This window comes from Thalassoglobus sp. (genome assembly GCF_048270125.1).
Taxonomy (GTDB): Bacteria; Planctomycetota; Planctomycetia; order Planctomycetales; family Planctomycetaceae; genus Thalassoglobus.
In genome coordinates this window covers 364,353-390,594 of the sequence record NZ_JBLWTN010000001.1, presented here as the reverse complement: position 1 = coordinate 390,594, position 26,242 = coordinate 364,353, and the positions used below count along the sequence as shown (strand labels likewise).

15 protein-coding genes are annotated in these 26,242 nt (G+C 50.6%); 8 read left to right on the top strand and 7 right to left on the bottom strand.

What is annotated here, in order from left to right; translation table 11 throughout:
• Nucleotides 1-442: 442 nt before the first annotated feature.
• Nucleotides 443-1,381, bottom strand: a complete 939-nt coding sequence (locus tag ACN0YR_RS01425) for a universal stress protein (RefSeq protein ID WP_417847420.1) — start codon at nt 1,379-1,381, stop codon at nt 443-445.
• A 279-nt stretch (nt 1,382-1,660) separates the two neighbouring features.
• Nucleotides 1,661-2,482, bottom strand: coding sequence for a sugar phosphate isomerase/epimerase family protein (locus ACN0YR_RS01420; protein ID WP_417847419.1), 822 nt, complete (start codon nt 2,480-2,482; stop codon nt 1,661-1,663).
• Between the two features lie 354 nt (nt 2,483-2,836).
• On the opposite strand from ACN0YR_RS01420, the gene fbaA reads away from it, so the two are divergent.
• The 5 genes from fbaA to ACN0YR_RS01395 all read left to right on the top strand — a co-directional run bounded on the left by fbaA (nt 2,837) and on the right by ACN0YR_RS01395 (nt 9,816).
• Nucleotides 2,837-3,877, top strand: coding sequence for a class II fructose-bisphosphate aldolase (gene fbaA, locus ACN0YR_RS01415; protein ID WP_417847418.1), 1,041 nt, complete (start codon nt 2,837-2,839; stop codon nt 3,875-3,877).
• Between the two features lie 235 nt (nt 3,878-4,112).
• Nucleotides 4,113-5,102 carry a substrate-binding domain-containing protein gene (locus ACN0YR_RS01410; protein ID WP_417847417.1) on the top strand — a complete coding sequence of 330 codons (990 nt, stop codon included), beginning with the start codon at nt 4,113-4,115 and terminating at the stop codon, nt 5,100-5,102.
• A gap of 181 nt (nt 5,103-5,283) precedes the next feature.
• Nucleotides 5,284-6,789 carry a sugar ABC transporter ATP-binding protein gene (locus ACN0YR_RS01405; protein WP_417847416.1) on the top strand — a complete coding sequence of 502 codons (1,506 nt, stop codon included), beginning with the start codon at nt 5,284-5,286 and terminating at the stop codon, nt 6,787-6,789.
• 36 nt (nt 6,790-6,825) lie between these two features.
• Entirely contained in the window at nt 6,826-8,202 is a 1,377-nt protein-coding gene (locus ACN0YR_RS01400; RefSeq protein WP_417847415.1) for an ABC transporter permease, read from the top strand.
• Between the two features lie 234 nt (nt 8,203-8,436).
• Nucleotides 8,437-9,816, top strand: a complete 1,380-nt coding sequence (locus tag ACN0YR_RS01395; RefSeq protein WP_417847414.1) for a DUF1501 domain-containing protein — start codon at nt 8,437-8,439, stop codon at nt 9,814-9,816.
• A 160-nt stretch (nt 9,817-9,976) separates the two neighbouring features.
• Here the strand turns inward: ACN0YR_RS01395 and ACN0YR_RS01390 are convergent, their stop codons facing one another.
• The 5 genes from ACN0YR_RS01390 to ACN0YR_RS01370 all read right to left on the bottom strand — a co-directional run bounded on the left by ACN0YR_RS01390 (nt 9,977) and on the right by ACN0YR_RS01370 (nt 22,743).
• Entirely contained in the window at nt 9,977-11,308 is a 1,332-nt protein-coding gene (locus ACN0YR_RS01390; RefSeq protein WP_417847413.1) for a DUF1552 domain-containing protein, read from the bottom strand.
• A gap of 124 nt (nt 11,309-11,432) precedes the next feature.
• Nucleotides 11,433-14,405 (bottom strand): DUF1592 domain-containing protein, encoded by a 2,973-nt coding sequence (locus ACN0YR_RS01385; protein WP_417847412.1) that lies wholly within the window; start codon nt 14,403-14,405, stop codon nt 11,433-11,435.
• A 185-nt stretch (nt 14,406-14,590) separates the two neighbouring features.
• Nucleotides 14,591-16,615, bottom strand: a complete 2,025-nt coding sequence (locus tag ACN0YR_RS01380; RefSeq protein ID WP_417847411.1) for a PTS sugar transporter subunit IIA — start codon at nt 16,613-16,615, stop codon at nt 14,591-14,593.
• A 189-nt stretch (nt 16,616-16,804) separates the two neighbouring features.
• Nucleotides 16,805-18,484: a GspE/PulE family protein gene (locus ACN0YR_RS01375; RefSeq protein WP_417847410.1), complete on the bottom strand. Its 1,680-nt coding sequence runs from the start codon at nt 18,482-18,484 to the stop codon at nt 16,805-16,807.
• A gap of 452 nt (nt 18,485-18,936) precedes the next feature.
• Nucleotides 18,937-22,743 carry a secretin N-terminal domain-containing protein gene (locus ACN0YR_RS01370; protein WP_417847409.1) on the bottom strand — a complete coding sequence of 1,269 codons (3,807 nt, stop codon included), beginning with the start codon at nt 22,741-22,743 and terminating at the stop codon, nt 18,937-18,939.
• 392 nt (nt 22,744-23,135) lie between these two features.
• Between ACN0YR_RS01370 and ACN0YR_RS01365 the strand changes: the two genes are divergently transcribed.
• The 3 genes from ACN0YR_RS01365 to ACN0YR_RS01355 all read left to right on the top strand — a co-directional run bounded on the left by ACN0YR_RS01365 (nt 23,136) and on the right by ACN0YR_RS01355 (nt 26,240).
• Nucleotides 23,136-24,167: a hypothetical protein gene (locus ACN0YR_RS01365; protein WP_417847408.1), complete on the top strand. Its 1,032-nt coding sequence runs from the start codon at nt 23,136-23,138 to the stop codon at nt 24,165-24,167.
• Between the two features lie 218 nt (nt 24,168-24,385).
• The gene (locus tag ACN0YR_RS01360) at nt 24,386-25,594 is read left to right on the top strand and encodes a type II secretion system F family protein (RefSeq protein WP_417847407.1); all 1,209 of its coding nucleotides are present in this window, start codon (nt 24,386-24,388) and stop codon (nt 25,592-25,594) included.
• Nucleotides 25,595-25,790: 196 nt separating this feature from the next.
• On the top strand, nt 25,791-26,240 hold the full coding sequence (locus ACN0YR_RS01355) for a type II secretion system protein GspG (RefSeq protein WP_417847406.1): 450 nt from the start codon (nt 25,791-25,793) through the stop codon (nt 26,238-26,240).
• Nucleotides 26,241-26,242: the final 2 nt, after the last annotated feature.

The following is a 26,242-nucleotide window of genomic DNA, read 5'->3' as shown; positions in this document are numbered from 1 at the left end:
TTGGTGGGATGGAGTTTTTTGTTTCTTTCGATCTGCTTTGTGAGAATTTACAGCAAGAAACTCTCAGGCCAATTCTATGGCATTTGGAGGAGACCGCGTGCTCTCTCGTGAATTTGAGTGATACATCGCATGAAGTGCACTCTTCACAGATACCAGCAATGCGAAAGTGACCCAGCAAAGATCTGTTTTTAGAGCAGTTTGCTCTACCGTGTGCCCGTGAATAACGCATTTCTCTGGTAAAAATGCTGTTCGCCACGAGGCAGATCCTGCAAACCAATTCGAAAGATGCTCTAGAGCAGTTTGCTCTACCGTTTGCCCGTGAAGAACGCATTTCCCTGGTAAAAATGCTGTTCGCCACGAGGCAGAACCTGCAAACCAATTCGAAAGATGCTTTAGTGAGGCAGAAGGCTGAATCAATTGTTTCGAACAGCCTTCGTCTGAATCAGTCGGCCTTCACCGGGGAGACGAAGTCGTCTGGTTTAATCGCAAGAAGTGAGCATTGCAGGCCGTAAAGCAGGCGTTCGGCCGTATTTCCGATGAGGAATCCAGGTACCCCGCCTCGACCGATTGTACCCATAACCAGCAAATCAGCGTGATTCTCCACAACGACTTGTTCCACTACCGTATCTGCCGGCCCGCCTTGGACAATAATTTGAGTTCCTTGCTGAATGGTTCGATAGTCCGTCATTGAAAGCCGATCGAAGACCTCCCTTTCTGCATCTGTTTGGATTTTTAGCCGATATTTGTCGAGATCTTCTTGCGAGCATTCCGTTCGCATCATCGCCCCTTCAAGTGGGTAGCTCACTGCGCTAACAATCAAAAGCCGTGCATCAATGAACTGTGCAGTAGAGACGGCTGTGTGCAGGACTTTTTCACCAACTGGTGAAAGATCATCGGCAGCCACGATTGTGGTCGCTGATTCCGGATCAACATCAGGGCGCGTCACCCAAACGGGGCAAGGACACTTCCGCAACAACTTGACAGCTGTACTTCCATAGAGCATTCGTGTTGCTGCGGACTTTTCGCGAGTCCCGACGATAATCAGGTCGAAGTCTTCACGGATGACTTCTCGAGTGAGTTCATACCATCCCCGCCCATAGACAAATTTTGAGCTGACTTCGACGCCTGCACTGCGGCCTTTCTCAATGAAGGTCTCGATCTGCTCGGAAATGAGATGCTGGTATTCCGAGCCAGCTGATGACTCAAGTTCATTCTCTGATGACGGTGCCGGCCCTCGTAGAACGGACATCAGCGTAAGTTTCGCCCCAGTCTTTTCTGCGAGCCACAACGATTTCTCAATCGCCCGACGAGTCGGCAGTGGAAGCTCTCCAGTCGTGCGGTGAAAATCAACACCAACGAGTATGCGACTCAATGTTTGCATGGGATCTTCCTCAACAGTTCTGTCAATCAGAGAAACATCGCGAAATCATTTCGAAGCATCTCCAATGCTTCTTCCATCTGCGAAGATCACATTCACGGACACGATCAGCATTGAAAATACTTTAGAACTGATCCTGAGACCTGAATTTGCTCTCTTTAACACCGAGAAAAGTGACCATCCCACAAGTTTTCGGACTGGTTCCAGATCTGGTCTCAAAACCTGCTGTTCACTTCTCTGATACGGAGAAAGGTCGCAATGCCACAAGTCTTGAGACTGCTTCTAGTCCCGCAATCCGGATTCCCGCATTAGTTTATCAGTTGATTCGTAAGCTTCGCGAACCCATTCTTCGATTTTATCTGGCTCGGGTGAGTACTCCAGTTCAATCGAGACGGCCCCGTCAATTTTCAGGTTTTTAATTTCTTTCAGGTAAGGAAGAAAGTCAACGACTCCTTGTCCCGGTGGAAGGTCACCATGTTTTTTTCCGTCGCAATCAGAAATATGAACATGGTGTGTTTTCCCTTGGAGCTTGGAAATTTCATCCGCAGCGACGCCAGCCAGATGCAGGTGGGAAATATCAATATTTGCACCGACGACTTTATGGTTCACTTCATCAATGAACTCAACCATCTTGTCGATGCTGTTAAGCATCGAGAGCGGGAACGGCTCGAGTTCGAGGGCAATCTTCACGCCAAGGTCTTCAGCGTAGCTTGCCAGTTCCATGCAACTTTCGATACCCAGTTGCCATTGTTCCTCAGGAGGAATCACTTCCTGATTCCAGATGTACTCCCCGAGAACCAGAAGCAGATTGTCCGCCTCATATTCATACACGAGATCGAGAAAAGACTTGCAGCGATCGATATGAAATTGCTGGACGCTCGGGTTGAAGTCGATCAACCCCGCCGCCACGCAGCAAATCGAACGAATCGGCAGCTCAACGCGGTCGCATTCGTCTTTGATCAATCGCCGCTCTCGAACATCGATATCAAGCGGGTCGGTGAAGATATCAATCGAATCAAATCCGATTTCCTTAGTTTTTTGAATTCCCCAGGTCGTTTCACGACCAGCTTGTGCCCAGGCAGAGTTGATGAGTCCGAGTTGCATCGAAAATCACTTGTTTATTGAGATTGGAGCCGTCTCACCAGTGGAGTCCAGGCAGATTGATGACTAACATAACGCTTGACTCAGGGAAGTCGAACCCATTGAGCTTTCAATCTGTGAACAGATGAGGAGAAGCCCCGACGAGAAGCTCAGCGATCTCTCGCAGGAAAGTCTCTCTCACAGAGACAGAGAGTATTTTCTCTGAAATCTGAAATCATTGAAGAGTGCTCCCTCAGTGTTGAATTCTCATCCGCTGATCGCTAAACCCTCAATCAAGCTCGAAATTCAGACTGATTCTTCGTCGAGTCCGGCGAAATTCCAGAAATATCCCTTCTTTTACCTCAGGAGTCCTGACAGATGCCAGTCGCAACACCAAAACAGTACGCAGCGATGATCGATGCTGCTCAGCAAGGTGATTACGCCTACCCGGCAGTCAACATCACATCTTTGACAACAATCAATGCTGCGTTGAAGGGATTCGCTGATAAAGGGTCTGACGGAATTATCCAAATGTCGACCGGTGGCGGAAAATTCGCATCGGGGCTGAACGTTGGTGATGAAGTTCTCGGAAGTATCGTTCTCGCAGAAGCAGTCCATCGCCTCGCTGAACGCTACGACATCCTCGTCGGGATTCACACAGACCACTGTCCGCCAACCGCTGTGGACAGCTTTCTGAAGCCCTTGATTCAGGCAACTGCCGACCGTCGAGCCGCAGGACAGGGGAACTTGTTCCAGTCGCATATGTTGGACGCATCGAACCTGCCACTCGAAGAGAACATGGCTCTCTCGAAAGACCTGCTCAAATTGTGTGTTGAGAACGAAATCATTCTCGAAATCGAAGCAGGTATCGTCGGCGGTGAAGAAGATGGGGCAGCTGGAGCCGATATGGAAAATGTTCCAGACGACAAGCTCTACACCACTCCGGAAGACATGGTCGCTGTTCACGAAGCGCTCAGCGGTATTGGTCGTTTCCTCTTCGCAGCGACTTTCGGAAACGTTCATGGTCACTACAAGCCAGGATCTGTCACTTTGCGACCAGACATCCTGAAGAGCGGACAGGAAGCAGTGATTGCCAAATACGGCAAAGATGCTGAGTTCGATCTCGTCTTCCATGGCGGATCCGGAACTCCCCGTCACGAGTTGGAAGAAACGCTTGCTTACGGTGTTGTGAAAATGAACATCGACACCGACACTCAATATGCATTTACACGACCAGTTGTCGGGCATATGTTTGAGAATTACGCTGGCGTTCTGAAAATCGACGGCGAAGTTGGAAACAAAAAAGTTTACGATCCTCGTTCGTACTTGAAAAAAGCTGAACAGGGTGTTGCCGATCGACTGGGGCAAGCCTGTGATGATTTACACTCAACCGGAAAGTCGATTTTCGGAAAAGTTTAAGTTGAATTAATCTTCACCGTGTTCTGTGATCCGGTGTACGAAAGATGACAATCGCCCCTGTTTGCTTCTTGCATTCAGGGGCGATTTTTTTATGCCATGAGACTCGCACCTCTCGTTGAGGACTCTCTCGTTTTGCTGGACACTTGAAGTGTCTGCCTCGGCAAGTCACGATGTGAATGATGTGACCAAATCAGTCCTTCGGATTCATCGTTGCCAAATTCAAACGGAGTGTTCCATGTTTCGCCGCTCAATGCTCGTCTCGATCCTGTCGCTCGTTCTGCTGGGCGGCTGCGCGAGCAATTCACCGGAAACTGAATCGACGACCTCAACTGGCAAAGCCGAAAAAGGATCGCGTGGCACAATTGGGTTTTCCGCACTCGATTTAAAGAATCCGTTTTTCAAAATCATTGCCGATACATTAACTGAAGAAGCGGAAGCCGAAGGGTTTGAAGTGATCGTGACTGACGCCGAAAGTGACGTGAACAATCAGTCAAAACAGGTCGACAATTTTATAACCCAGGAAGTGACAGCAATCGTTTTGAATCCCGCCAATCGAGTATCAATCGGCACTGCCATCAAGCGAGCCAATGACGCAGGCATCCCGGTTTTTACCTGTGACTTACAATGTGCTGCTGAAGGGGCGAAAGTGACCGCTCACATTGGCACTGATAACTACTCAGGCGGTCGACTTGCTGGCAAAGCGATGATTGAGGCTCTCGGCGAAGCTGGGGGCAATGTTCTTGTGCTGCACTTTAAACAGGCGAATTCTTGTGTTGAGCGCGTGAAAGGATTTAACGACGAAATCAACGAGTACAACGCAAGTCGCGAGTCAGGGAAAATCAATGTTGTCTCAGAACTCGAAGGTGGCGCCACACAAGATGTCAGCTTCAAAGCGACTCAGGATGGGATACAGCAACACCCTAACCTGTCCGGAATCTTTGCAATCAATGATCCGTCAGCTCTGGGAGCTTACACCGCGCTGAGCCAGGCGAAGAAGACAGACCAGATCATCATCGTCGGGTTCGACGGACAGCTTGAAGGGAAGCAAGCGATTAAGGATGGAAAGATATACGCCGACCCGATTCAGTTCCCGAAGAAAATGGCGACCGGAACTGTTGCGAATATCGTGAACTATCTCGACGGCGAAGACTTCAAAGCGGTTGAACTCATTCCGACCGAACTCTACCGAAAAGCAGATGCGATGAAAGATCCTGAGCTGCAATAGTCGAGGCGTAATCGTACGACTCACACTTCGGGAATCGGTTCAATTCTTCGGAAGAGAACGTGGCGGAAACTTTGAGTTTATATAATCTCAAGTTGAGACCAGCAGACGAACCGTCACTCAGCAAAGCCATTCACGAAGAGCCTTCTTTTCATTGTACGACGAACGATAAAACAACCTGTTTATGACTGACGACAATTCTCAACATGATGCCGAGTTGCTGCAGATGCGGGGGATTTCGAAATCATTCAGCTCTGTGCAGGTTCTGAATAATGTCAGCCTGAGCCTGAAACGTGGAGAAGTTCTTGCACTTCTCGGAGAAAACGGGGCAGGCAAAAGCACGTTGATGAAAATCCTCTGCGGAATTCATTCTGCCTCGGATGGCGTTGTTCTTGTCGATGGTCACCCACTTCCTCCGGGCAATCCGCTTGCAGCACAACGTGCGGGTGTGAGTGTCATTCATCAGGAATTCAATCTCATTCCTGCCCTGTCAGTTCGTGAAAACCTTTTTCTGGGACAGGAAGCTTCCATCTGGAAACGGTTGCCTGTTCAACTTGAAAAAGATCGTGCAGCGAAAATCTTCAAGAAACTGAAAGTCGACATCGACGCTGAAGAACGTTGCGGCAACTTAACGGTCGCCGAACAACAACTTGTGGAAATCGCTAAAGCATTGCTGCTCGACTCTAAACTCATTGTGATGGATGAGCCAACCGCAGCGTTGTCACCACAAGAAGTTGACGGTCTCTTTGAGGTGATTCGAGAACTGAAATCACAAGGGATTTCGATCATCTACATCAGCCATCGTCTGAGTGAAATTTTTGCAGTTTGCGATCGGGTAACCGTGCTTCGGGACGGGAGTCACGTTGGCACACAGAAGACGCCTGAGCTGACGAGGGATCGCCTCATCGAAATGATGGTCGGTCGAACTCTGGAGCAAGAGTTCCCGATGCGCGAGGCGGAGATAGGGGAGGAACGGCTACAGGCCCATGGGCTGGCAAGAGGGAGCAAGGTGAAGAATGTTTCTCTTTCAGTTAAACGTGGAGAGATTGTCGCGCTGACCGGTCTGATCGGGGCCGGTCGGACAGAGGTTGCACGGCTGCTCTTCGGCGCGGACAAAAAGGAATCGGGGACAATAACTCTCGATGGTCAGCCGGTGAGAATAAACAATCCCCGACAGGCAATCGCTGCCGGGGTTTGTCTGCTGACTGAAGATCGTAAGGCGCAAGGCCTGATCGTGAACCAGTCTGTTCTGCACAATTTCGGACTTCCCAACCTTCGCAAGTTTTCAGGTTTCACCGGAATTGATCAGAAAGCTGAACAAAACGCATTTGAGTCGTATCAATCACTTCTGCAAATCAAGCTCTCAAACATCAATCAACCGGCGCGAACTCTGTCGGGGGGAAATCAGCAGAAGGTTGTCCTGGCAAAATGGCTTGAGCGAAATGCGGATATCATCATCTTTGACGAACCGACACGCGGGATTGATGTCGGTGCGAAATTTGAAATTTATCAACTAATGAATCAACTCGCTGTCGTGGGAAAAGCGATTCTGATGATCACGAGCGAACTTCCCGAAGCGTTAGGCATGGCAGACCGGGTTCTGGTAATGCATGAAGGAAAATTGACCGGCGAAATCAACGATGTCGGCGCCGCGACTCAGGAACAAATCATGGATCTCGCGGTTCAGTAACTGATTGCGGCAAGATGCAACGGAATCGGAAAAATAATGATCAAACGGCTCCTCCATTCAGACTTTGTGGCTCACTATGGCTCAGTGTTTGTCCTGCTACTTCTGTGCGGCTACTACAGTTACGCCACGTATTCTGAACAGCATCCCATCTCGCAGGCTGCCGGTACGGAACTTGGAAAACGAATAGCAAACGAGGTCGGCGATGGAGGAGTTCTGATCGTCATCCGAGAGACCGCTGGCGATCAGGAATTCGCGACTGCAATCGAGAAAGAACTGAAGCGACTTGGCGTGACTGTTCTAGGAATCATTTCGGGGACACCGGCCGACCTGCGACAGCGAATTGAGCAACTCGGCGTCGAGAACAAGCAGCTGGATGTGATCGCAACGCACCAGCCGGGAACAGCTTTCGGGCCACTTCGGGAAGGCACGCTCAGCAAGCTCAAGAACCAATATCCATCGTTGTCATCGGCTCAAGTGATCATTCCTGAAAGTTATTATTGGCCGACATTTCTGGCCCGAGAAAATATCATCAACGTCATCAATCAGAATGCAGATGTTGCAATCATTGCGATTGGTATGACGATGGTCATCATTACTGCCGGGATCGACCTGTCTGTCGGCAGTCTGCTCGCGATCGCTGCTGTGATTACTGCAATTTCGCTAGAGTCGTTTGGTGGAGCAAACGCATCGGTAGCGGTCATGATTGCCTGCGGACTGCTTGGAGTTTTTTCATGTGCGGTGTGTGGACTCTTCAACGGTGTCATGGTGACCTGGTTTCGCGTGCCTGCGTTTATTGTCACGCTGGCAACCTTGATGATCGCCCGTGGTCTCGCATTGATTCTCGCTGTCCGATACCAGTCCAGCTTGACTGGAGGCCGTACCGAAGGAACTCCGGAAGCGATTAAGATTCAAGCTGAAGCATTTTCCTGGCTGGGGAATGGTGAACTCTTTGGAATACCCAACCCGATCTTGCTGATGCTGGCGCTTTACTTCGTCGCCCATTACGTGATGAGTCAAACAGCCTTCGGTCGATACGTTTATGCGGTAGGCGGGAATCCAGAAGCGGCAAGGCTCTCAGGGGTCCCAGTGATGGGAGTCTTGATCGCGGTGTATATTGTCTGTGCGACAATGGCAGGCATCGGTGGTGTTGTTGATGCGTCCCGGTTTGAAGGCGGGCGTCCAAATGCGGGGGACCTCTATGAACTGCAAGTCATCGCTGCCGTAGTCGTTGGAGGAACCAGCCTCGCCGGTGGAGAAGGAAAAATCTTCGGGACCTTGATCGGCGCAATGATTATCGCGGTCATTCAAAACGGCCTCAATATGGCCGGAGTAAAGAGCTATGAACAGAAAGTCGTCTTCGGTGGGCTGATCCTGGCTGCTGTCATTCTCGATCAACTTAAGAAACGTCGGTGATGTAGGAGAGATGCGGAAGTTGCTGCGCTCTGGGCGAAAAGTTTGGAATGAACCGACAGAGCGATCTACTCAAAATTCGCACTCAAATGAGATTCACATTGAACTCTTTGTCCGGTTACTTAATACTAACGAACATTGATGCGACAGATTGCGTCGGGCTTTCGTTTGAGAGTCTGTTTCTCGAATACGGATCGCTTCTTCATCGTTCACGAGTTCAGCTACGATTGATGGCGAATGACAACTCATCGTAAAAGTGTGAGCACAACTTCTCCCGACAACCTGTCGCGGCGAAGGATGCTCGGCGCCTCGGCGGGGGCGGCGGGGCTTTCGCTGTCCTCTTTTCTGGCTGCCAAAGCGTCAGCCGGTCTGGCGAATGCTCCAGCGAAGTCCTGTATCCTGATTTATTGCTGGGGCGGGATGAGCCACATTGATACCTGGGATATGAAGCCGGATGCTGCTTCCGAGATTCGAGGGATCTTTTCCCCAATTTCAACATCGACTCCAGGAATTGTCGTCAGCGAGCATTTGCCATGTCTCTCTCAACAGACTGAGAAGCTGGCGATCATTCGCTCGATTCATCATGACGACTCCGCTCACGGCCGCGGGATGTATTGGAATTTGACGGGGCATCGCCCTCCTCGCGCTGGCAATATCGCTCCTGAAAGTGGCGATTGGCCGTCGATCGCTGCCATGGTCTCCAATTTTCGCACTGCACCGAAAGGGGTTCCGAATTCGGTCCGCCTTCCTTATCCGATGGTCGATAATGGAACCTTGCAGGCTGGCGAATACGGTGGATTTCTGGGGACCAAGTTTGATCCTATTGTAATACGGACTCCAAGCGGTGAAGAGTTCGGTGGCGTCTCACGCGCGCTGGGATCTCAGGTTCTGAAGCTGGGGGATGTCGATCTTCCTCGCCTTCAGGCCAGGCGAGCTTTGCGGAGAAAGCTTGAAGATCAAGTGAGTCAGGCCAACGATTTTGTCGAGTTTGATCATTTTCGCGATCTCGCTCAGGAAATGCTGCTCAGTTCTGCCGTGAAAGAGGCCTATGATTTGGAACGCGAAGATCCCAAAGTTCGCGAGACCTATGGGCATCATATCGGAGGGCATAGCTTGTTACTTGCACGCCGACTCACCGAAGCAGGTGTTCCAATTGTTCAGGTCTGTTGCGCAGCTGGCGACTTGAACGGAGCTCAAGGCGATATGTGGGATACCCATGGAAACAACTTCAATCGATTAAAAGAGAAGCTGCTTCCCGTCTTTGACCAAGGAACATCTGCATTACTTTCTGATCTTGAGCAACGCGGAACACTTTCTGAAACGCTCGTTGTCGTGCTCACCGATTTTGGACGGACCCCCAAGATTAACGGGGCGGCCGGACGTGATCACTACCCGGGTGTCTATTCTGTTTTGCTCGCCGGTGGTGGGATTCAGGGTGGGCAAGTTTATGGATCAAGCGACGCTGTGGGAGCGCTTCCGCTCGACCAACCGTGCGGACCACCAGATGTTCACGCGACGATTTTTCGACAACTCGGAATATCTCCTGACTCATTAATCCGAGATATGCTCAACCGACCATTTCCGATCTGCGACGGAACTCCGCTTCCATTGGCGTGAAAAACAAACTGGTGTTGAGCTGCCGTGAACGATATCGAGCACATCTCAGGAAGATGGATTATCGAGCGCGAACATCAATCTGAAACGTGTTCTACACCGGCTCACGCAGAGCAGACTGCTTGAGCAGGTCGATCAGTTATGAACTTTGCGAGACGTAGACTTACAAACCTGCAAGCTGCGTTTGGGCATCGCCAAATTCGCTTTCTTCGATTCCCATACGATTCATTAGAGACAAGTAAAAACTGCACAGTTTTCGGTCAGCGTCATCTTTGTCGCTGTAATCGAGGACGCGTCCGGTATCGAGGGTTCCACCGAGGCCACCGACAGTGAGCATCGGAAGCTTTGTCGAATCGTGTCTTGATCCGGACCACATGTTGTTAATGAACAACAGGCAACTGTGGTCAAGGACAGTCCCGTCCCCCTCAGGCATTGAATCGAGTCGGCCAGCGAGGTAGGCGAGTTGGCTGCAATAGAAGCGAGAGACTTTTTCCCAGTCGCCAGAGAGATCGTCGTGAGATCCGGAGTGATGGGCTTTTCGAACATCCAGAAACGGATAGAACAGGCCTGAGATGTCACGACAAAGAAGTAGCGAAGCAATTCGCGTTTTATCAGTTTGAAATGCCAGCGCAACGATATCACACATCAACTTCATATGTTCGCGAATGTCTTCCGGAAGTCCGTTATCGGGACGTCTCATCGTTACCAGCGATTCCCCTTTATTCTTTGCCCGATGGGTCGCTTTGTCTTGATCGCTGCGGATACGTTCGATCCGTTTTTCGACTTCGCGAACACTGGTTAAATATTCGTCGAGCTTTGTTTTATCTTCAAAGCTGGCTCGACGACTGAGGCTGGCAGCTTCTGCTTTGACTCGATCAAGCACACTTTTGTTTCGGCGTTGACCGTGGTTCTCGAACAGACTGTCAAAGGCGAGCGAAGGGTAAACTTCCATCGGGACTGGCGAAGTCGCATTTTGCCAGGAGATATGTGAACTGTACGCCATCGAGAAGTTCGTCTCGTGATAACCGGTGATCGGTTGTTCGCAGCCGAGAACTAAACTTGGTTGCGAGGTTTGCTCACCGAGACGATTGGCGAGTAACTGATCGACGCTGATTCCACCTCGAAGTTCTGCTCCTTTTTGAAGTGAGGCGCCAGAAAGTATGTTGCCGGTTTGCCCCGGATGAATTCCCACACCGGTCGCATTTTTGTTGAACAATCCGGAGATGAAATTCATCTTTTGCTTATGCGGTTCCATCGGAGAGAGAGTTTTCCCCAGCTCCATCTCCGCCCCGGAACCTTTCGCCCACCAGTGCTTTGCATTTATTCCACAAGCCATGAATAAGGCTGCAAATCGTTTCGGGAATTCCCCATTCTGGTCGAGCTTTGGAGTCGATTCTCCCCAGACTTGCAACGACTCCATCCACGGGAGCGCCATCGCGACTCCGGTCCCTTGTAACAAAATTCGTCGTGAAATTTTTCGATGTTGCTGATTCATGACCATGATTCGCTTAAGGTGATCTGGTGGTTCGAGTTCTTAAGGCAGTCTGATTTACCGCCTCTCCGCGAGGTGGTACGCACAATCTGTTCTTTGGTGTGCTCGAATGCTTCTCGTTCGAAGTCTACGGCTCTCGAACGAGGAACTCTCCGCCATGTTTGGTTAGGAACTGTGGGCTGATGACAATTGTTTCGATGACTGGTGCGATCCGGTAGTCGTTCGTTTGTAGCTGTTCTTGCATTTTCACAATCAGGCCTTCATCCGACAAGGTGAGTCTCCTCCCGAGCGCGAAGGTGAGCAGTTTTCGGCAAAAATTCTCAATGAACTCCTGCTGGCGGTGTTGAGTTAAATACTGATGGAGTCCCTCCACGCCCTCCCCTTTGAATCCATTGGGGTAGACGACGTCCAACTCGACGGTTCGGCCGTTTAGATCTTGTTCGCGTTTTTCACCGACGGGGCCAAATCCTTCAAAAGCGAGACCAATCGAGTCGATCTTGTCGTGACAGCTGGCACAGCTTTTGTTGTCTCGATGTTTAGCAAGCAATTCACGGAGTGAAACATCTTCGAGTTGACTTTCGTCCTCCGGAAGTTCAGGGATATTTGGTGGAGGTGGGGGAACGCGTTCTCCAAGAAGCCGACGGACAACCCAGTTGCCACGTTTGACAGGGCTTGTTCTGAGTCCGGGAGAGTTCTTCGTGAGAAAAACAGACATCGGTAACAAACCTCCGCGACCATACTTCGTTGCATCCGGAAGATGAATCCACTCGTCTCCCTGAAATTTCAGGTCATCCATTCCATAATGTTTCGCCAGCACCGGATTCACAAAAGTTGAACGTGTATCGAGCAACTCCAGTAGCGAACCGTCGTTTTTGATTAAGGAGATAAACAGGTGGATCGGCTCTTCGAACATTGCAGCCCGGAGCTCGTTGGTGAACTCTGGATAACGATTACGGTCGACGCTGTTGTGCTCCTCAAACCGGCGAATGTCGAGCCAGTTCGCGAAGAACTCATAAGCAAGACCTTCGACCTTTTCGTCCTTCAACATGCGACGAACTTGTTGAGAAACGAGCTTTGAGTTTTCGTGCGGGTCGACACTGCTGGTGAATGCCTCGATGAGCTTTTCGTCTGGTGTCGATGACCAGAGGAAGTAACTGAGTCGGCTGGCGAGTTCGGTCCCGGTCAGTGGGCGTGTCCCCTCGCCGGTACTTGCCATGTCCATGCGGAAAAGAAAGTGCGGAGACATCAGGATCGTAACCATAGTGTGCCGGACGGCATCTTCGTGCGAGAGGTGTTCCTCATTTCGAAGCATCTGATAAAACTGCGTTAGGTCAGCTCTTTCTGGATCTGAAAGTTTGCGTCGCCAAGCATGATTGGCGAAAACAAGCAGGTCACGAAGATGTGCCGGTTCAGACTTGATTCGTTCAGATTCGACCCAGCGAATTTGCCGATTGATGTTCTGAAAGTAATCCTCAATTGCCTTGAGCGGAACGTCGGTCCCTCCGTTCCGTTTCGCTTTCTCCAGATAGACTTCGGACAGTTTTTGAATCATCGCCTCCGATGCAGAGGCTTTGTTCTCCGGGCGGGCGAAGTCGAATTGTGGATCTCTCATATAGCGAGAGTCAGTACGCTCGAACCAGAGAAAGCCTTCGTATTGTCGTTTGGGAGCAAATGCGACAAAGTCGAGTTCTTCCCAGAGACTGTCTAATTCCCGTTGCTGCTGCTCGCTCAACATTAACTCGTAAAGTGGTGAGTCGTCACGAAAATAACCCATCATGCTATGAAAACCGGCACTGAGTAAGCGGCCTTTTTCCTGTTGGGCTTTGGGGACATCCAGGTAATCTCGACCACGTTCAGAAATGTAAAACGCATCTGGAAAGAGAGAACAGAACTCTCTCAGCTTCGCGAGATGTCGCTCTTTCTGTTCTGGATCGTTCGGCAAGATGAGTTCCTTGGGCGTCCCTTTCGGGAACGTCTCACCTTCTTGAAAGAGTGCGTTTTCGTTGAGCTTTCTTCTGTGTGTGGCGTATTGCTCGTTCTTCCAAAGTACAAATGGCTGCGCCCCTTTGTGGACTTCACGGATTTCGAGGTTGTCGAATTTGAAAACGAGTTGTGAACGGATGTGAGTGATGTCGTCACGGATTCTTTGACATTCAGTACGTACAACTTTTTCCTCAGCCATTTGAGGGATCGCATGGAACCTCTTCTGGAGTGTTGCGACCGGTCCGATTTCCTCGTCAACGCTTAATAATTCCCAGAGAGTTTTCGTGTACTTGGGGCTGAGGCCAGACTGCCGTGCGAAATCCTCGATGGAGCTACCAGCTTGTTGCTGAAATTTAAATTTCCAGCAAGCGAAGAAATAGTCTGCGAGGTCCGTCGGTTGTGATTTGTAAAACGAGACAATTCGCTTCACGCAATATTTGTCTCGATCGGTGTCCGTGATGGCTGGATGCGGAGCGAAGCTGAGCCCTGATGGGCTCAGAACTAAATGCTCGGAGACTTCTCGGGCTGCTTCCAGATATTTCTTCAGAAGAGCAGGCGACATCGCCAACGACTCGCCAGAATTATCGAATCCTGCTTCATTTGCAGGGTCCACGGGAAATGATCGCGTCGGTCGAATGTCGACCTTCGTAATGTCGCGAATAGAATTGTTGTACTCTGCGTTACTCAATCGGCGCGCTAATACAACTCCGGGGTCGCCTGCGTTTTGGTTTGCGTCGAAGGTGCGAAGAGCGTGAATCCATTCAATGATTTCTGTTGTTTCTTCTTGTGAGGGAACAGGCTCAGAATCTTCGGGTGGCATTTCGCCTGCTTCGAGTCGTGTCAAAACGATTTCCCAAAGTCCGTGAGCATCCGAAACGTCATGCGTTGACTTGAAGAGGCTCAAGTCAAGTTTGGCTTCCTGAAGATCAGTTCCATGACAATCCATACAGAACGACTTCAGGTAGGGAGCAACTCTTTCGTCGAATTTTTTGTTCAGCGCAGCCCGAGTCTGTTCTTCATCAGCGGCGGAAAGTTGGGCACAAAACAATCCTGCATAGAGGATCAGCAGTGACCGGAAAAGTGGAATTGCAGAAAAGTCGAATGGGATTACAGACATAAGAGCCGCTAACAATGCTTGAGGGAATCGTTGACGTTCTCTGGAAGGTCAGTCACTTCTTCCAGATTCTGTGAAGGCTGGTCAGTCTCAAATAGGGAGGCTTACGAGGTCAGTCGGTGGGGCTAATAGTATAACCTGCAATTGAGTGGAGGCGAAATAGAAGTTCCACTTTCGTCAGTCTTCACTTAGTCTTCGGGGACTGAATCAGCATCGAGGACAGCGAGATATGGCTGTCGAAAAAAATATGAAAGGCTGAACCGCAACGGAACAAGCATCGCCAGGAATAACGGAAACAGTAACCCCAGTGAACTTTCTTTGACAGTCCACAACACGATCAGGGAGATAAGTTGGATGGCTGTGTATACGTGAACGCTCCATAACGGAACGCGGCGGATGAAGTGTGTTGACGGGTACAGCGACGGTTCCATCAGCCACAAGCTAATACGTTCGAAGAATTGATTTCCTCGAATCGATACGAAACCCATGAACAAAAAGAGACCATACAAGACTGCCATCGGAACCGTTTTCAGCAACGGCAATAGCAGCAGCGAAGCACCAATCAGCAAGTGGATTGCCAATCCGGTGATGCGTGTCTCGCGGACTCGCAGAATGCGGTCTCGCCGGTCTCCACTTCTGGTGACGACTTCTTCTGTTGTCGCAAGGCTGCGCACATGATTGAGCGAGCGTACCGTTGCAGCGACAACCCACGGTAAGCCGAATATCGAACACAATCCCACCATGCCACCGATGAGCGCCAAGTCCAGATGGTATCCGCCTCCCTTTTTCAACCGATGGTCAGCACAATTCACTAACCGGGCTGTAATATTCTGGTCGACGTAAATCAGAATCGCACCTAAAATCGCAGGGGCCAACGCTGCCCAACGAACCCACATTGGAGCTGCGAAGGGATCGACGAACCAGGCCCGTCCCGAAGTTGTTCCGAGCTGGTCTGGGGCAGGCAAAACGGGGAGGTCGACTTCATGCAATCGAAAGGCCACGAGTGTCATCACTCCCAGTGCGATTGTAGGGCCGAAGTCTGCTAGGAACTCCCTCATCCAGGGAAGCATGTAACGGCTGCGGCGAGATCCTTGAAGCGTGATCGCAATGTAAAACGTGCCTAAGGCAAGGAGTAACGAAAGCAAAGCGGTATCGTGGTGCTGATGTGCGTCGAGATCTTTGAAGATGTAGATCAACGCTTTGATGGCATTGTAGATGTAAATGACAGAGATGAGCGCGGAGAAAATCTCATTCGTGAAACGAGTGAAGTACCGCATTAAAAAACTGGCGTCAGTCACAGCCAGAAGGATCGTGATCAATGCCGTCCAGATTCCGACCCAGGCATACGCGGGCAGAAAATCGATTTGCATGTCGTGACACAAGTTGTAGAGGATCGCCGTGAAGACCAGTAACGGACCCGTCCCCCCTAAGATGTTGAGTGGTTGCGCCGAAAAGAGAGCGTAAATCACACCACACATCGCTGTGGCCACGATCATCTCGACGGCACCAATGTCGCCGTTCGTTTCGATGGACATCACCCCACCAAAAGTGACAGTGGGAGCAAGGCAGGCAAAAAAGAGAAACAATGTCGATGCAACGGCTTTGGGGTGCAGGCCGTCGGTGAAGTCGCTCCAATATTTTGGGAGTCGACGTTTCACATCCTGAATCAGTCCACCAGCGATTTTCCCGGTGTATTCGAGTCCGTCATCTTGATTCGACGTTGCGATTGCAGGGGACGGTTTCGAACGTTGCACGGCTCGTTCAAAAGCGTAAAACAAAGATTGATGCTCTTTCGCCTCCCCCAGGTCATATCGAAATTCATCATCCGACATTAGCCTGGCAATGAGTGCCAGCGTGTCCAAATGCCCGGGGATCGCCGATGTTGGCCCGAGCAAGAAGAAAAGATATCGGGTAGCAATTCGATCGGGGGCACCCATGTTGAGTGGGTGTTTGAGGCGGACAAAGACAACAATCTGCTCGATCATCGAGTCGAGATAGCAATGCGGAACTCCGACTGCGTGGCCGATGGCTGTCGATGATTTCTCTTCTCGGTGCTTCAGTTCGGTGACGATATCGCCATAGGCACCCGGAGCAATCAGTTTTTGGTCCACCAGGTGCTGAACCGTTTGCTCGAATGCAGAGTCAATGCTCGATGCGTCCAGATCCAGAAGACAGGCATCTGCATTCGAGAACGTTTTTTGAAGCACTCTCATTCGCAGTGGCCTGATACGGTACTGTCGGGCAATTGGGGAATCCGGACGATCAGAACCGTAACGAAATCAAAACGATTTGACAAATTCTACAGCGTTTTTTTCGCAATCGCTTCCATGTTCCGTCTCGTGAAGACCAACTTCTGAAGTTACAAAGGTGACCTTCAACGGCAGGAAAAGCAGCGAATTGATTTAGTGTTCGCCGCGTGTGATGCGGATGACTTCGTCGATCGTGGTGCTGCCGTCGATCATCCGCTGATAGCCAGACTGGCGGAGTGTGAGCATGCCGTGAGTAAGGCCATAGTCACGGATGACCCCAGCACTGGCACCTTCAACACACAGCTTTTTAATTTCCGGATCGTTTCGCAGAAGTTCATACACCCCCATCCGTCCGGTGTATCCGATGTCGCGGCAGTCCCTGCACCCAACCGGCTTGTAGAGCGTTTCAATATTCGGTTCAGGAAAGTCTGGAGGGAGGTCGTTTGGATCAGGACTGTAGGACACCTTGCATCGCTCGCACAATTTTCGCACGAGGCGTTGAGCAAGAATTCCTTCGACGGTACTTGCTACCAGATACGGTTCGACGCCCATGTCGACTAGCCGCGTAAAAGCGCTTGGCGCGTCGTTCGTGTGGAGCGTGCTGAAGACTAAGTGACCAGTCAGTGATGCCTGAATCGCGCTTGTAGCTGTTTCACCGTCTCGAATTTCACCGATGAGAACAACATCGGGGTCGTGACGGAGGATACTTCGCAAACCGGCAGCGAACGTGAGCCCAATTTTGGAGTGAACCTGAATTTGGCTGATACCGTTGAGGTGATATTCGACCGGATCTTCAATTGTGATGATTTTCGTCGCTGGGCTTTTGATTTCATTGAGCCCACTGTAAAGCGTGGTCGTTTTTCCGCTTCCTGTTGGTCCCGTGACAAGCACAATTCCGTGCGGCATAGAGATTAAATCTGTAAATTCCTCATAGACATTTTGAGGCATTCCCACGCCGCGCAGATTGAAGACCATGCGCTGTTTGTCGAGCAGACGCATCACGATGCCTTCACCATGCAGCATCGGGATGATCGAAACACGAACGTCGATTTCGCGCCCCTGGACCCTCATGTTAATACGACCGTCTTGAGGGAGCCGCTTTTCTGCGATGTTTAACCGCGACATGATCTTCAAGCGAGTCACGATCGCAGATGCAAAATGGTTGATTTCCGGAGGAACAGGCTCAATCCGTAAGATCCCATCGACACGAAAGCGGATGACAAGTCCATTTTCCTGAGGTTCGAGATGGACATCACTTGCCCGCTGCTCAAGGGCTTCGACCAGGAGTTCGTTGACAAGACGAATGACCGAAGGAGCCTGAGCCGATTCGGCGAGTTCTCCCATTCCTTCGGGGATTGCTTCGAGCAGATCGATTTCGTCTTCTGCCCGCTGAGCGACCATCTGATTGATCGTATCACCGCCGACACCGAGATTACGTTTGATTAAGTCAAGGATTTCGTCGCGACACGCCAGAACCGGTTCAATGCGACATCCCCCAAGGGTGCTCAGTTCATCGAGCGATTCGAGGTTGAATGGGTCGCTGATCGCAACTTGAACATGTCCATTTTGGCGAGCGAGTGGAATCGCTTCATGTCGGAAAATGGCAGTGGTTGGGAACTTGTCGAGTAACTCGCGGTCGAGCTCAAATTCTTTCAGGTTTTTGAATTCCATCCCCAACTCGGAAGCAAAGAGTTGGAGCGTCTCGTCTTCGCGGATCACTCCCATTTCGATCAATGCACGATCGATCCGTTTTCCGGATTTTTCCTCGCGGGCCATTTCGAGTTGCTGCTCGTTGACCAACGCGCGTTCCAGAAGTAGCGAACCAATATTCATGTTGACAGAGTCGAGTGTTGAAGGACCAGGGTCAAGGAAATTCTACGCCAGAATACTCACACTATGCGGAAGAATTCCGTGTTTTCGTTCGTCAATTCGATTCATCTGTCAAAGAAAATCGAATCTTGAATCAGGCTGATGACCAGTTGTTCAACAACCGAAATATCAAATCGTTCTCGTTTAGAGCAGTTTGCTCTACCGTTTGCCCGTGAAGAGCGCAGTTCTCTAGTAAAAATGCTGTTCACCACGAGGCAGAACCTGCAACCCAATTCGAAAGATGCTCCAAGGCTTACACCCGAGCCTGCTCAATGTCCCAGCAAGCGTGTGATTCAGAGCTCGACGAGGGGACTCAAGTATGGTGAATTCAGGAGACCCCGTGAAGACCATTTTCGCGATGTCGACGGCTGCTCACTTCGAGACAGGACGTGAAACCAGTTCTGGATTGGCTGCGATTAACGACCACCTGTGCGGCCACCACCGGGACGTCCTCCACTTCCTCCGAATGGTCGACCACCGCCTCCAAATGGATTGGTTCCGCCACGAGTACGTCCCGTTTCGCCGGAGCCACCTGTACTGGGGCGGTCACCTCCTCCACCTCCCTGCATACGTTCACGCATTCTCTGCTCCATAAATTGGCGGATGCGATCTTGGTCTGAATTTTGATCCGAAGTGGTACTTGGTTTTGACTGGTTGCTTGAATTGTTGGAAGAGCTGCGGTTGCCGGTGCTGCTCACATTCACACGCGGCATGAGCGTTCCCAGAGCGTTCTGGATCATGGATGAGTTCGTATTACTCAATGGAACCACAACGACGGTTCTTCGAGCTTCCTTGGCTGAATTGTCTATCGTCTGAACGAGAGTCTCAACTTCTCGGAAGAGTGCCTCGTCCGCCCAGACTGCCAGTTGGTTCGTGTTTGAATCGACACTGACTGCCATCTTGATCAGCGAAGCGGGAGTGTCTCCATCTTTTCCACCTCGCCCGCCGCCCATCATCGCTGCCAGTGGATTGCCGCGACCTTGTTGTTGCTGTGGAGGATCGATGTAAACCTTGTAGGTCTCTTTGACGATTTGCAGAACATCCTTCGCATCGGCATGCTCGACAGGAATCAGACGCGTCACTTTGTCACGCATTGAATCGGGCCATTCATTAGCGTCCAAGACTCGCAACATCTCTTCGACTTCCTTCACCTGACCGGCAGGACCAGAAACGAACAGTGCGTTCAAACGTGTATCCGGAATGATTCGAAGAGATTGCCCCGCAGCAGCAATTGAACTCAACCCGGTCATCTCTGCGAGACCACTTCCAAGTGATGATGCTGCTCCCGAAAATGATCCAAGCATTCCCCCTCCCGAAGATGCTGAACTCACATTACTGTAAGGGAGAAGTTGCTCCAGCATGAGGGAGGCTTCCGTAGCGTCAGCTGTTTGCAAGGTGAAGACTGTCCAGGAGGTCCGAGGTGGAATCACCTGCAGTGTTGATTCCAGCAATTCTTCGAGCTCGTTGAGTGCTTCCGGGTCGGACGAATAAAGCATCAACTCATCTCCGATCACTGTGACATTGATATCAGCTGATGGAGTTGTTGGCGATGCTGATGGTGTTTGTGTTTGTGGTCTGTTTTGATTACGAGCCGCTGGTTCTGGAGGTGCAGGTTCAGGATCAGGTGCTGTTTCGGGCGAGTTTGCATTTGGCGGAGCCGATTGATTGATGTAAGCCCTCAGCAAGTCCAATAATTGTTTGTCGGTGTATTGAGCTGGATTCTCCGGGGCTGCTTGTTCAGCAGGTTTTTCGGCAGAAGCTTCACCTTCGTTTGCCTGTGAATCGTTCCCAGTCGCCTGCTCCAGAACTGTCGTTTGACTGGCTGCGATTACGGGTAAACTTCGATGCTTCGAAGAATCCTTTGCGGAGGATGTGTTCGATTGCACGGAGTTCGGTGAGTTTTTGTCGAGCCGGATTTGCTGAGTGCTCGCTGGTGGAGCTGGAGGTTCAGGTTGTCGAACCGACTGCCCCTCAGCTGGTGATTTAATGTCTCGAACTGGACCACGCTCACCGGGATTGACAACTCGGATTGGTGAAGATGATCGTTGATTCCACATCCGCTGAATCAATGGGAGAATCTCTTCTGGATCACGTCCACTCAAAGGGAATGTTCTCATTCGGCTTTCGCTGGAGCGGTCTCGTTGCCCGGTTCCGTCTTCTCCGAGTTGAGCAAGAAGTTCTTTCACTTGCAGGACTTGAGCCGTGTCACCTCGCACCATGAGTTGTCGTCCGTAAACGTCCGGTTCAATGGTTGGAGCGAGATCACCATCTTTCATGAACATGGCTCGAACGGTCGTCGCTGCCATGATTGGGTCCATCTTCGAAAGGGGAATCACAGTCATTTGTTGCGAACTGCTGCCTGCTCCATCCATCTCGCTGATGAGCGAGGCAACTTGCATCTGTTTGTCGTTCGTCGCGAGAATGTGAATCTTTCCATTGCGGGCGTCTTCATTAATGACGACACCGGGCATCAGGGCGGAAATTGTCTTCGTCACTTCCATCGAGTTGGCAGATGTGACGGTATAGACTCTCAGGAATGGTTTATTGCCTTCAGACGAGAAGTTGCTTGGCTCACCTTCCACGTCGATGGTTTCCAGAGCCTGTTCAACGAGCTGATGCATTTTGACGGTTGCGGAGATCAACAGTTTGTTGGTTCGTTCGTCCGCAGCGATTGTGATTCCAGTCCCGGAATTGGAGCTTGAACTTGAGCTCGACCGCCGTGAGGAAGAGGCACTGACGTTCGTGACACCAGAACTGATTCCAAGTACGCTTCTGAGTAATTCTTCTGCGTCGGCAGCTGGGATGTTTTTGATGATGTAAGGTTTGAAGCTCAAATCATCCGGACCGGGACGATTGGTGATATCTTTCAGCATCAGATCGATCCGACGCAAATTGCTTCCAATGTCGGTCACCAGGACAGAGTTGGAGCTACTGAGCGCAACAACCTTCCCTTGAGGCCCTTTGACCTCATTGACCTCAGCGGCGATTTGCCCAGCGTCCACACCTTCCAGTGGAAAGACGACAGTCAACAGTTCATTCTTGCCCCGGCTCGCCAATTGATCAGGAGTCACGTTGGGAATCAAATTCGGTGGGATCGGATCGTCGATGTTCAGGCAAACCAGGAAATCATCCCGATGAACCAGCACGAAGCCCTTAGGAAGCAGGTAGCCGTTAATGACATCGAGAGCATCTTTGGGGCTGTACATTTTCTGGTCGTAGTAGCTGAACGTTCCGGGTGGGACGTCAAGCAGGTCGAGTGAAAGACCAGACTCACGAGCGAAGAGTCGCAGCACTTCTGTCCATGGGGCATAGCGGAAGTTGAAGGAGAGCTGAACGTTCTCCCGATCGACTTTTGTCGTTTTGTTCTCATCATCCGGCTTTTCTCCGAACGAGAGCACGGTTTCTGCACCTTCCGGGACTTGTTCAACCATTACTGGTCGCTCACGACGTGGAGGAGGTTGGCCTCCTGAGCCTTGCGAGCGTGATTGTCCGGCATCTGCAGGCGGAGGTCCGATTCGCTGCTGCCATTTCTGCTTTTGTTCGTCGGTAAGGACCGCCATGGTAGCTTGCTCAAATTCTTCGTTGAGCTTGTTCCGGTCTTCTTCAGACGATCCAAATCCGAGAGCGCGGAATTTTTCGCTTCGTGATTCCTGAAGCTCTTCCAGTTTTTTCTTTTGATCGTCAGTGAGTCCTAGTTCGGTCTGAACCTCTTCTCTTCCAAACGCACGGGTTCCCTCGCGGTGCAATCTGATTTGATCAAGTCGCTTGAATTGTTCTTCCGACAGCACTGATTTCATTTGTGTTTCAGATTGCTTGCGAACCTCTTCCATTTTCGCTCGCAGCTCGTTGCGAACTTTTTCGCGTTCTTCATCCGAACTGGCAGATTGCATCCGGCCAAAGATGTCCCCGAACTGCTCCCGGGAATTCCCCATCGACTCGCCGATCTCTTCAAGCTTCTTCATTTGCTCGTCAGTGATTTTGACTTCACCTCGAGTCGCTTCGTTTCCGAGTTCTCCAAGAAGTCCTCCACCACGGCGTCCAGAAAATCCACCTCGGCCCCCTGCACCACCCGTTCTGCCTCCCGGGCCACCGCGCACACCGCCGCGATCTCCTCCACGGTCACGTCGTCCTCCCTCTTCCTGGCCTGACGAGGAAGCTGGAATGGAAACGACGATTGCAAGACCGATCAGGAATACTGTGACGGTTTTGACGATTGAACTCATCGAAATGCTCCGGAGAACAGGGAGTTGCAGTCTCACTTGTGAAACTAAGATTGTTAACTGTTGCCAGGTCAGGGCTTATGGAAATCAGCCTTGACGAGTCACAACAGTTAGTGAACAAGAAAAGTAGAGTCGCATCGATCGTGACTGATGTTCCGAGGAGATGATTTTCCAAGGATTCCAGAGAAGACCGGTCCGATTCTTCAATTCTGGTGTTGATATAGTATTGGTTCGTTCTGGGTGTTTGTTGGTCATACCTGCCCAGCTTTGATTACGTTTCATAATTAGAAACGCTAACAGAACTCTAGAAATGACTGTGATTCACTGAAATCGATAACTTCTTCAGGTTCTGTTAGAGTTAAAAACCCCACAAATTCAATTTCGGACCGCGCGCCATGTTGAAAACTATGAATTTTCAGAAGTTCGGGATGTTCTTGTTGTTATGGCTCTTTTCGGCATCCTGTGTGCTACTGGGGCTTAGCAATGAAGCTGCAGCCCAGAGATCTGGCGAGAGAACCCGGGATGGAGGCAGGGAAAGTGGTCGCGAGTCTCGTGGGGGGCAAGAACGACGAGGTCCTTCAACTGACCAGATTTTTGGATATCTCGATCGAGACAAGAATGGCCGCCTGGATCCTCAAGAAATTGAGAATTCTCGTGGCCCGTTCAAAGAAATGCTTCAGCGGGCTGGAGTCGACTACAGAAGAGGGCTGGATCAGCGAAGTTTTGCCTCAGCGTATGACAAAGTTCGTGAACAGAGAGAGCAAGAGTCCCGAAGTCGTGGCGGCAGTGACGATGACAGCAGACGTCGTGAAGAGTATGAAAGAAGACGCAAAGAGTACGAGCAACGCAAGGAAGAAGAAGCACGTAAGAAGGAAGGACCAGCCAAGCGAGCTCCCACTTCCATCGCTTATCGAGCAAAAGAGCGGGTGACTGTCGATATCCCTCAGACATTTGTTGAAGGTGACAGTGACAGTGATGGTCAAATTGGCTTTTATGAATGGAAAAAGTGGAAGCGGGACGAAATACATCTGTTTGCTGCCTATGACCGCAATGGAGATGGTTTTCTGACCCCGCGTGAACTCGCCAAGGGCCCTGCCGAGATGCCTGATGTTTCGACGGCAATCGCAGCCTCAACAACAATTTCTGGTACTCAAAAGACCGGAGTGACTCCAAAGTCAGCGACTACAGGCAGTACCGAGACAGTGAAATCGGAGCAACCTGGCGTCGATATGAATACTGCTGCAGCTCGTCGTGGTGAATCAATGTTCCGGCTGTTGGATCGCAACAGAGATGGTAATCTTGAAGAAGATGAATGGGCGCGAGCACGAACGACGAAACCCCTATTTGAAAAGGCAGGGATCGATCTTTCGAAACCGATGTCGAAAAATGATTTTCTTGCCAATTATGTTCGTCTTTCAGAATCATAAATCGCGACCGGTGGCTTGATGTCATACAATTCACCATGCACCTGTTGAGCGAACGCGATTCGTTCACAGGTTCAGATCAGGTGAACGGGCTGTCAGACTTGGCGTTTTGTACCAGTCATTCGTTCTCAGTCAGAAAAGTGAAACCTCAATTGATGAAATTGAGTATCGATTGAGAGTATTTTCCAACGATTCCACCCCCATCGACATATTGCCTTTCCATGCCAGAATTTCAGTACAAAGCGAGAGAATTGTCGGGACAGCAGGTCACCGGTCTTCTCACTGCCACGACTGAAAAAGAGGCGTTGGCAACACTCGCTGCCCAGCAACTGTTTCCACTTCAGGTCGACCTGGCAGAGTCCAGCAAGGCTGCGGCGAGACAAGTCAATAGACGTGTTCCGTCCAAGTACTTGACTGTTTTCTATTCACAATTAGCGGACCTGCTGAAATCTGGTGTTCCGTTATTGCGGTCATTGGAACTTCTTTCGAAACAATCGTCACATTCTGCCCTCAAAGTTGTTGTTGCAGACGTAAGAGATCAGGTCGCTGAAGGTTCGCGACTCTATGACGCGATGAAATCTCACCCGAAAGCGTTCTCACCTCTCATGGTCAGTATGGTCCATGCTGGTGAAGAAGGCGGGTTCATGGAGGATGTTCTCAAGCGAATCGCAGCGTTTACTGAACAGCAAGAAGAACTCAAAGGTCGTGTTATCGGAGCAATGGTGTATCCCGTCTTCCTGCTGATGGTCGGCGGAGGTGTTGTCACGGTGATGTTGGCTTGGCTGGTGCCGAAGTTCGAGGGGCTCTTCGAGAATATGGCTGCCCGTGGAGAACTTCCCTGGGCGACGACAGCACTCATGGGGATGAGTGAAGCGACTCAAAAATACTGGGCGGTCGGGTTATTGGCTGCTGCCGGGACAATCATAGGTTTGTTGAAATGGCTGAAGACGGAAGATGGTCGACGTAAGCTCGATGTATTCCGTTTGCGGGCGGTCGGAATCGGACGAATCGTCCGCAGTTTGGCGGTTGCCAGGTTTTGTCGAGTCTTGGGAACGTTGTTGAAAAACGGTGTCCCAGTACTCACGTCATTAAAAATAGCCAAAGACGCGACGGCGAATATCGTACTGTCGGATGCCATCGATGTTGCAGCGTCGAATATTTCAGAAGGTAAATCATTAGCTGGCCCGTTGGCTGCCAGCAAACAGTTTCCTGAAGAGATCGTCGAGATGATCGCGGTCGGGGAAGAGGCCAACAACCTGGAGAATGTTTTGATTGATATTTCAGAGAACCTGGAACGGCGAACAAGTCGTGAAATTGAGATGGCGGTCCGACTTCTGGAACCGATGTTACTGCTTTGTCTCGCCGCAGTTGTCCTTTTTGTTGTCATTGCACTCTTATTACCGATCCTTCAAAGCTCCAGCATTGTTTAATAAAAAGAGACTTGATTGCGAAACCAGATTCCAGAGACCTGTTAAATGATCTGGAGAAAACTCGTGGCGAGCCGTCTCTGAAGTCATAAGACTGACCTTCACGGGCACGACAAGCATTACAGAAACTTTAAAAAAATGACGCACCTCCCCGGTGCGTTTAGAATACTCACGAAAAAACTACGAAGGAGATGGAACCATGCGAACACAACAATTCAATCAGAGACGACACAAAGAGAATCGTCCTGGCGGTTTTACGCTGTTGGAAGTTCTGATTGTGCTCGCCATCATTGGTGTGATTGCAGCTATGGCTGTTCCCCGACTGCTGGGGCAACAGCAGTCCGCCAATATCAAAGTCACAAAAACGGCGATCACGAATCTGGAGCAGGCAGCGAAGTTGTATGCCGTCGACAATCTCGGCGAACCGCCTGAATCCATCGACGTGATGCTTTCCAAGCGAGAAGACGGAACCTCTGCGGTTCTTGACAAGGTGCCAACAGATGCCTGGAACACCCCGCTCAATTACGAATACCCTAACTCACGTGCAGAGACGGAATCGCCGGCGATCTGGTCTAACGGAAAGAACCGCAAGAACGACAACGGATCTGGCGACGACATCAATAACTGGGACGACAAACTGAACCAGTAACG

Excerpts from the sequence above, each read along its gene's own strand:
- ACN0YR_RS01380 (WP_417847411.1), bottom strand. The coding sequence starts at position 16,615 with ATGAGAGTGCTTCAAAAAACGTTCTCGAATGCAGATGCCTGTCTTCTG.
- ACN0YR_RS01360 (WP_417847407.1), top strand. The coding sequence starts at position 24,386 with ATGCCAGAATTTCAGTACAAAGCGAGAGAATTGTCGGGACAGCAGGTC.
- ACN0YR_RS01355 (WP_417847406.1), top strand. The coding sequence starts at position 25,791 with ATGCGAACACAACAATTCAATCAGAGACGACACAAAGAGAATCGTCCT.
- ACN0YR_RS01405 (WP_417847416.1), top strand. The coding sequence starts at position 5,284 with ATGACTGACGACAATTCTCAACATGATGCCGAGTTGCTGCAGATGCGG.
- ACN0YR_RS01420 (WP_417847419.1), bottom strand. The coding sequence starts at position 2,482 with ATGCAACTCGGACTCATCAACTCTGCCTGGGCACAAGCTGGTCGTGAA.
- ACN0YR_RS01425 (WP_417847420.1), bottom strand. The coding sequence starts at position 1,381 with ATGCAAACATTGAGTCGCATACTCGTTGGTGTTGATTTTCACCGCACG.
- ACN0YR_RS01385 (WP_417847412.1), bottom strand. The coding sequence starts at position 14,405 with ATGTCTGTAATCCCATTCGACTTTTCTGCAATTCCACTTTTCCGGTCA.
- ACN0YR_RS01395 (WP_417847414.1), top strand. The coding sequence starts at position 8,437 with ATGACAACTCATCGTAAAAGTGTGAGCACAACTTCTCCCGACAACCTG.
- fbaA (WP_417847418.1), top strand. The coding sequence starts at position 2,837 with ATGCCAGTCGCAACACCAAAACAGTACGCAGCGATGATCGATGCTGCT.
- ACN0YR_RS01410 (WP_417847417.1), top strand. The coding sequence starts at position 4,113 with ATGTTTCGCCGCTCAATGCTCGTCTCGATCCTGTCGCTCGTTCTGCTG.
- ACN0YR_RS01365 (WP_417847408.1), top strand. The coding sequence starts at position 23,136 with ATGTTGAAAACTATGAATTTTCAGAAGTTCGGGATGTTCTTGTTGTTA.
- ACN0YR_RS01400 (WP_417847415.1), top strand. The coding sequence starts at position 6,826 with ATGATCAAACGGCTCCTCCATTCAGACTTTGTGGCTCACTATGGCTCA.
- ACN0YR_RS01390 (WP_417847413.1), bottom strand. The coding sequence starts at position 11,308 with ATGAATCAGCAACATCGAAAAATTTCACGACGAATTTTGTTACAAGGG.
- ACN0YR_RS01375 (WP_417847410.1), bottom strand. The coding sequence starts at position 18,484 with ATGAATATTGGTTCGCTACTTCTGGAACGCGCGTTGGTCAACGAGCAG.
- ACN0YR_RS01370 (WP_417847409.1), bottom strand. The coding sequence starts at position 22,743 with ATGAGTTCAATCGTCAAAACCGTCACAGTATTCCTGATCGGTCTTGCA.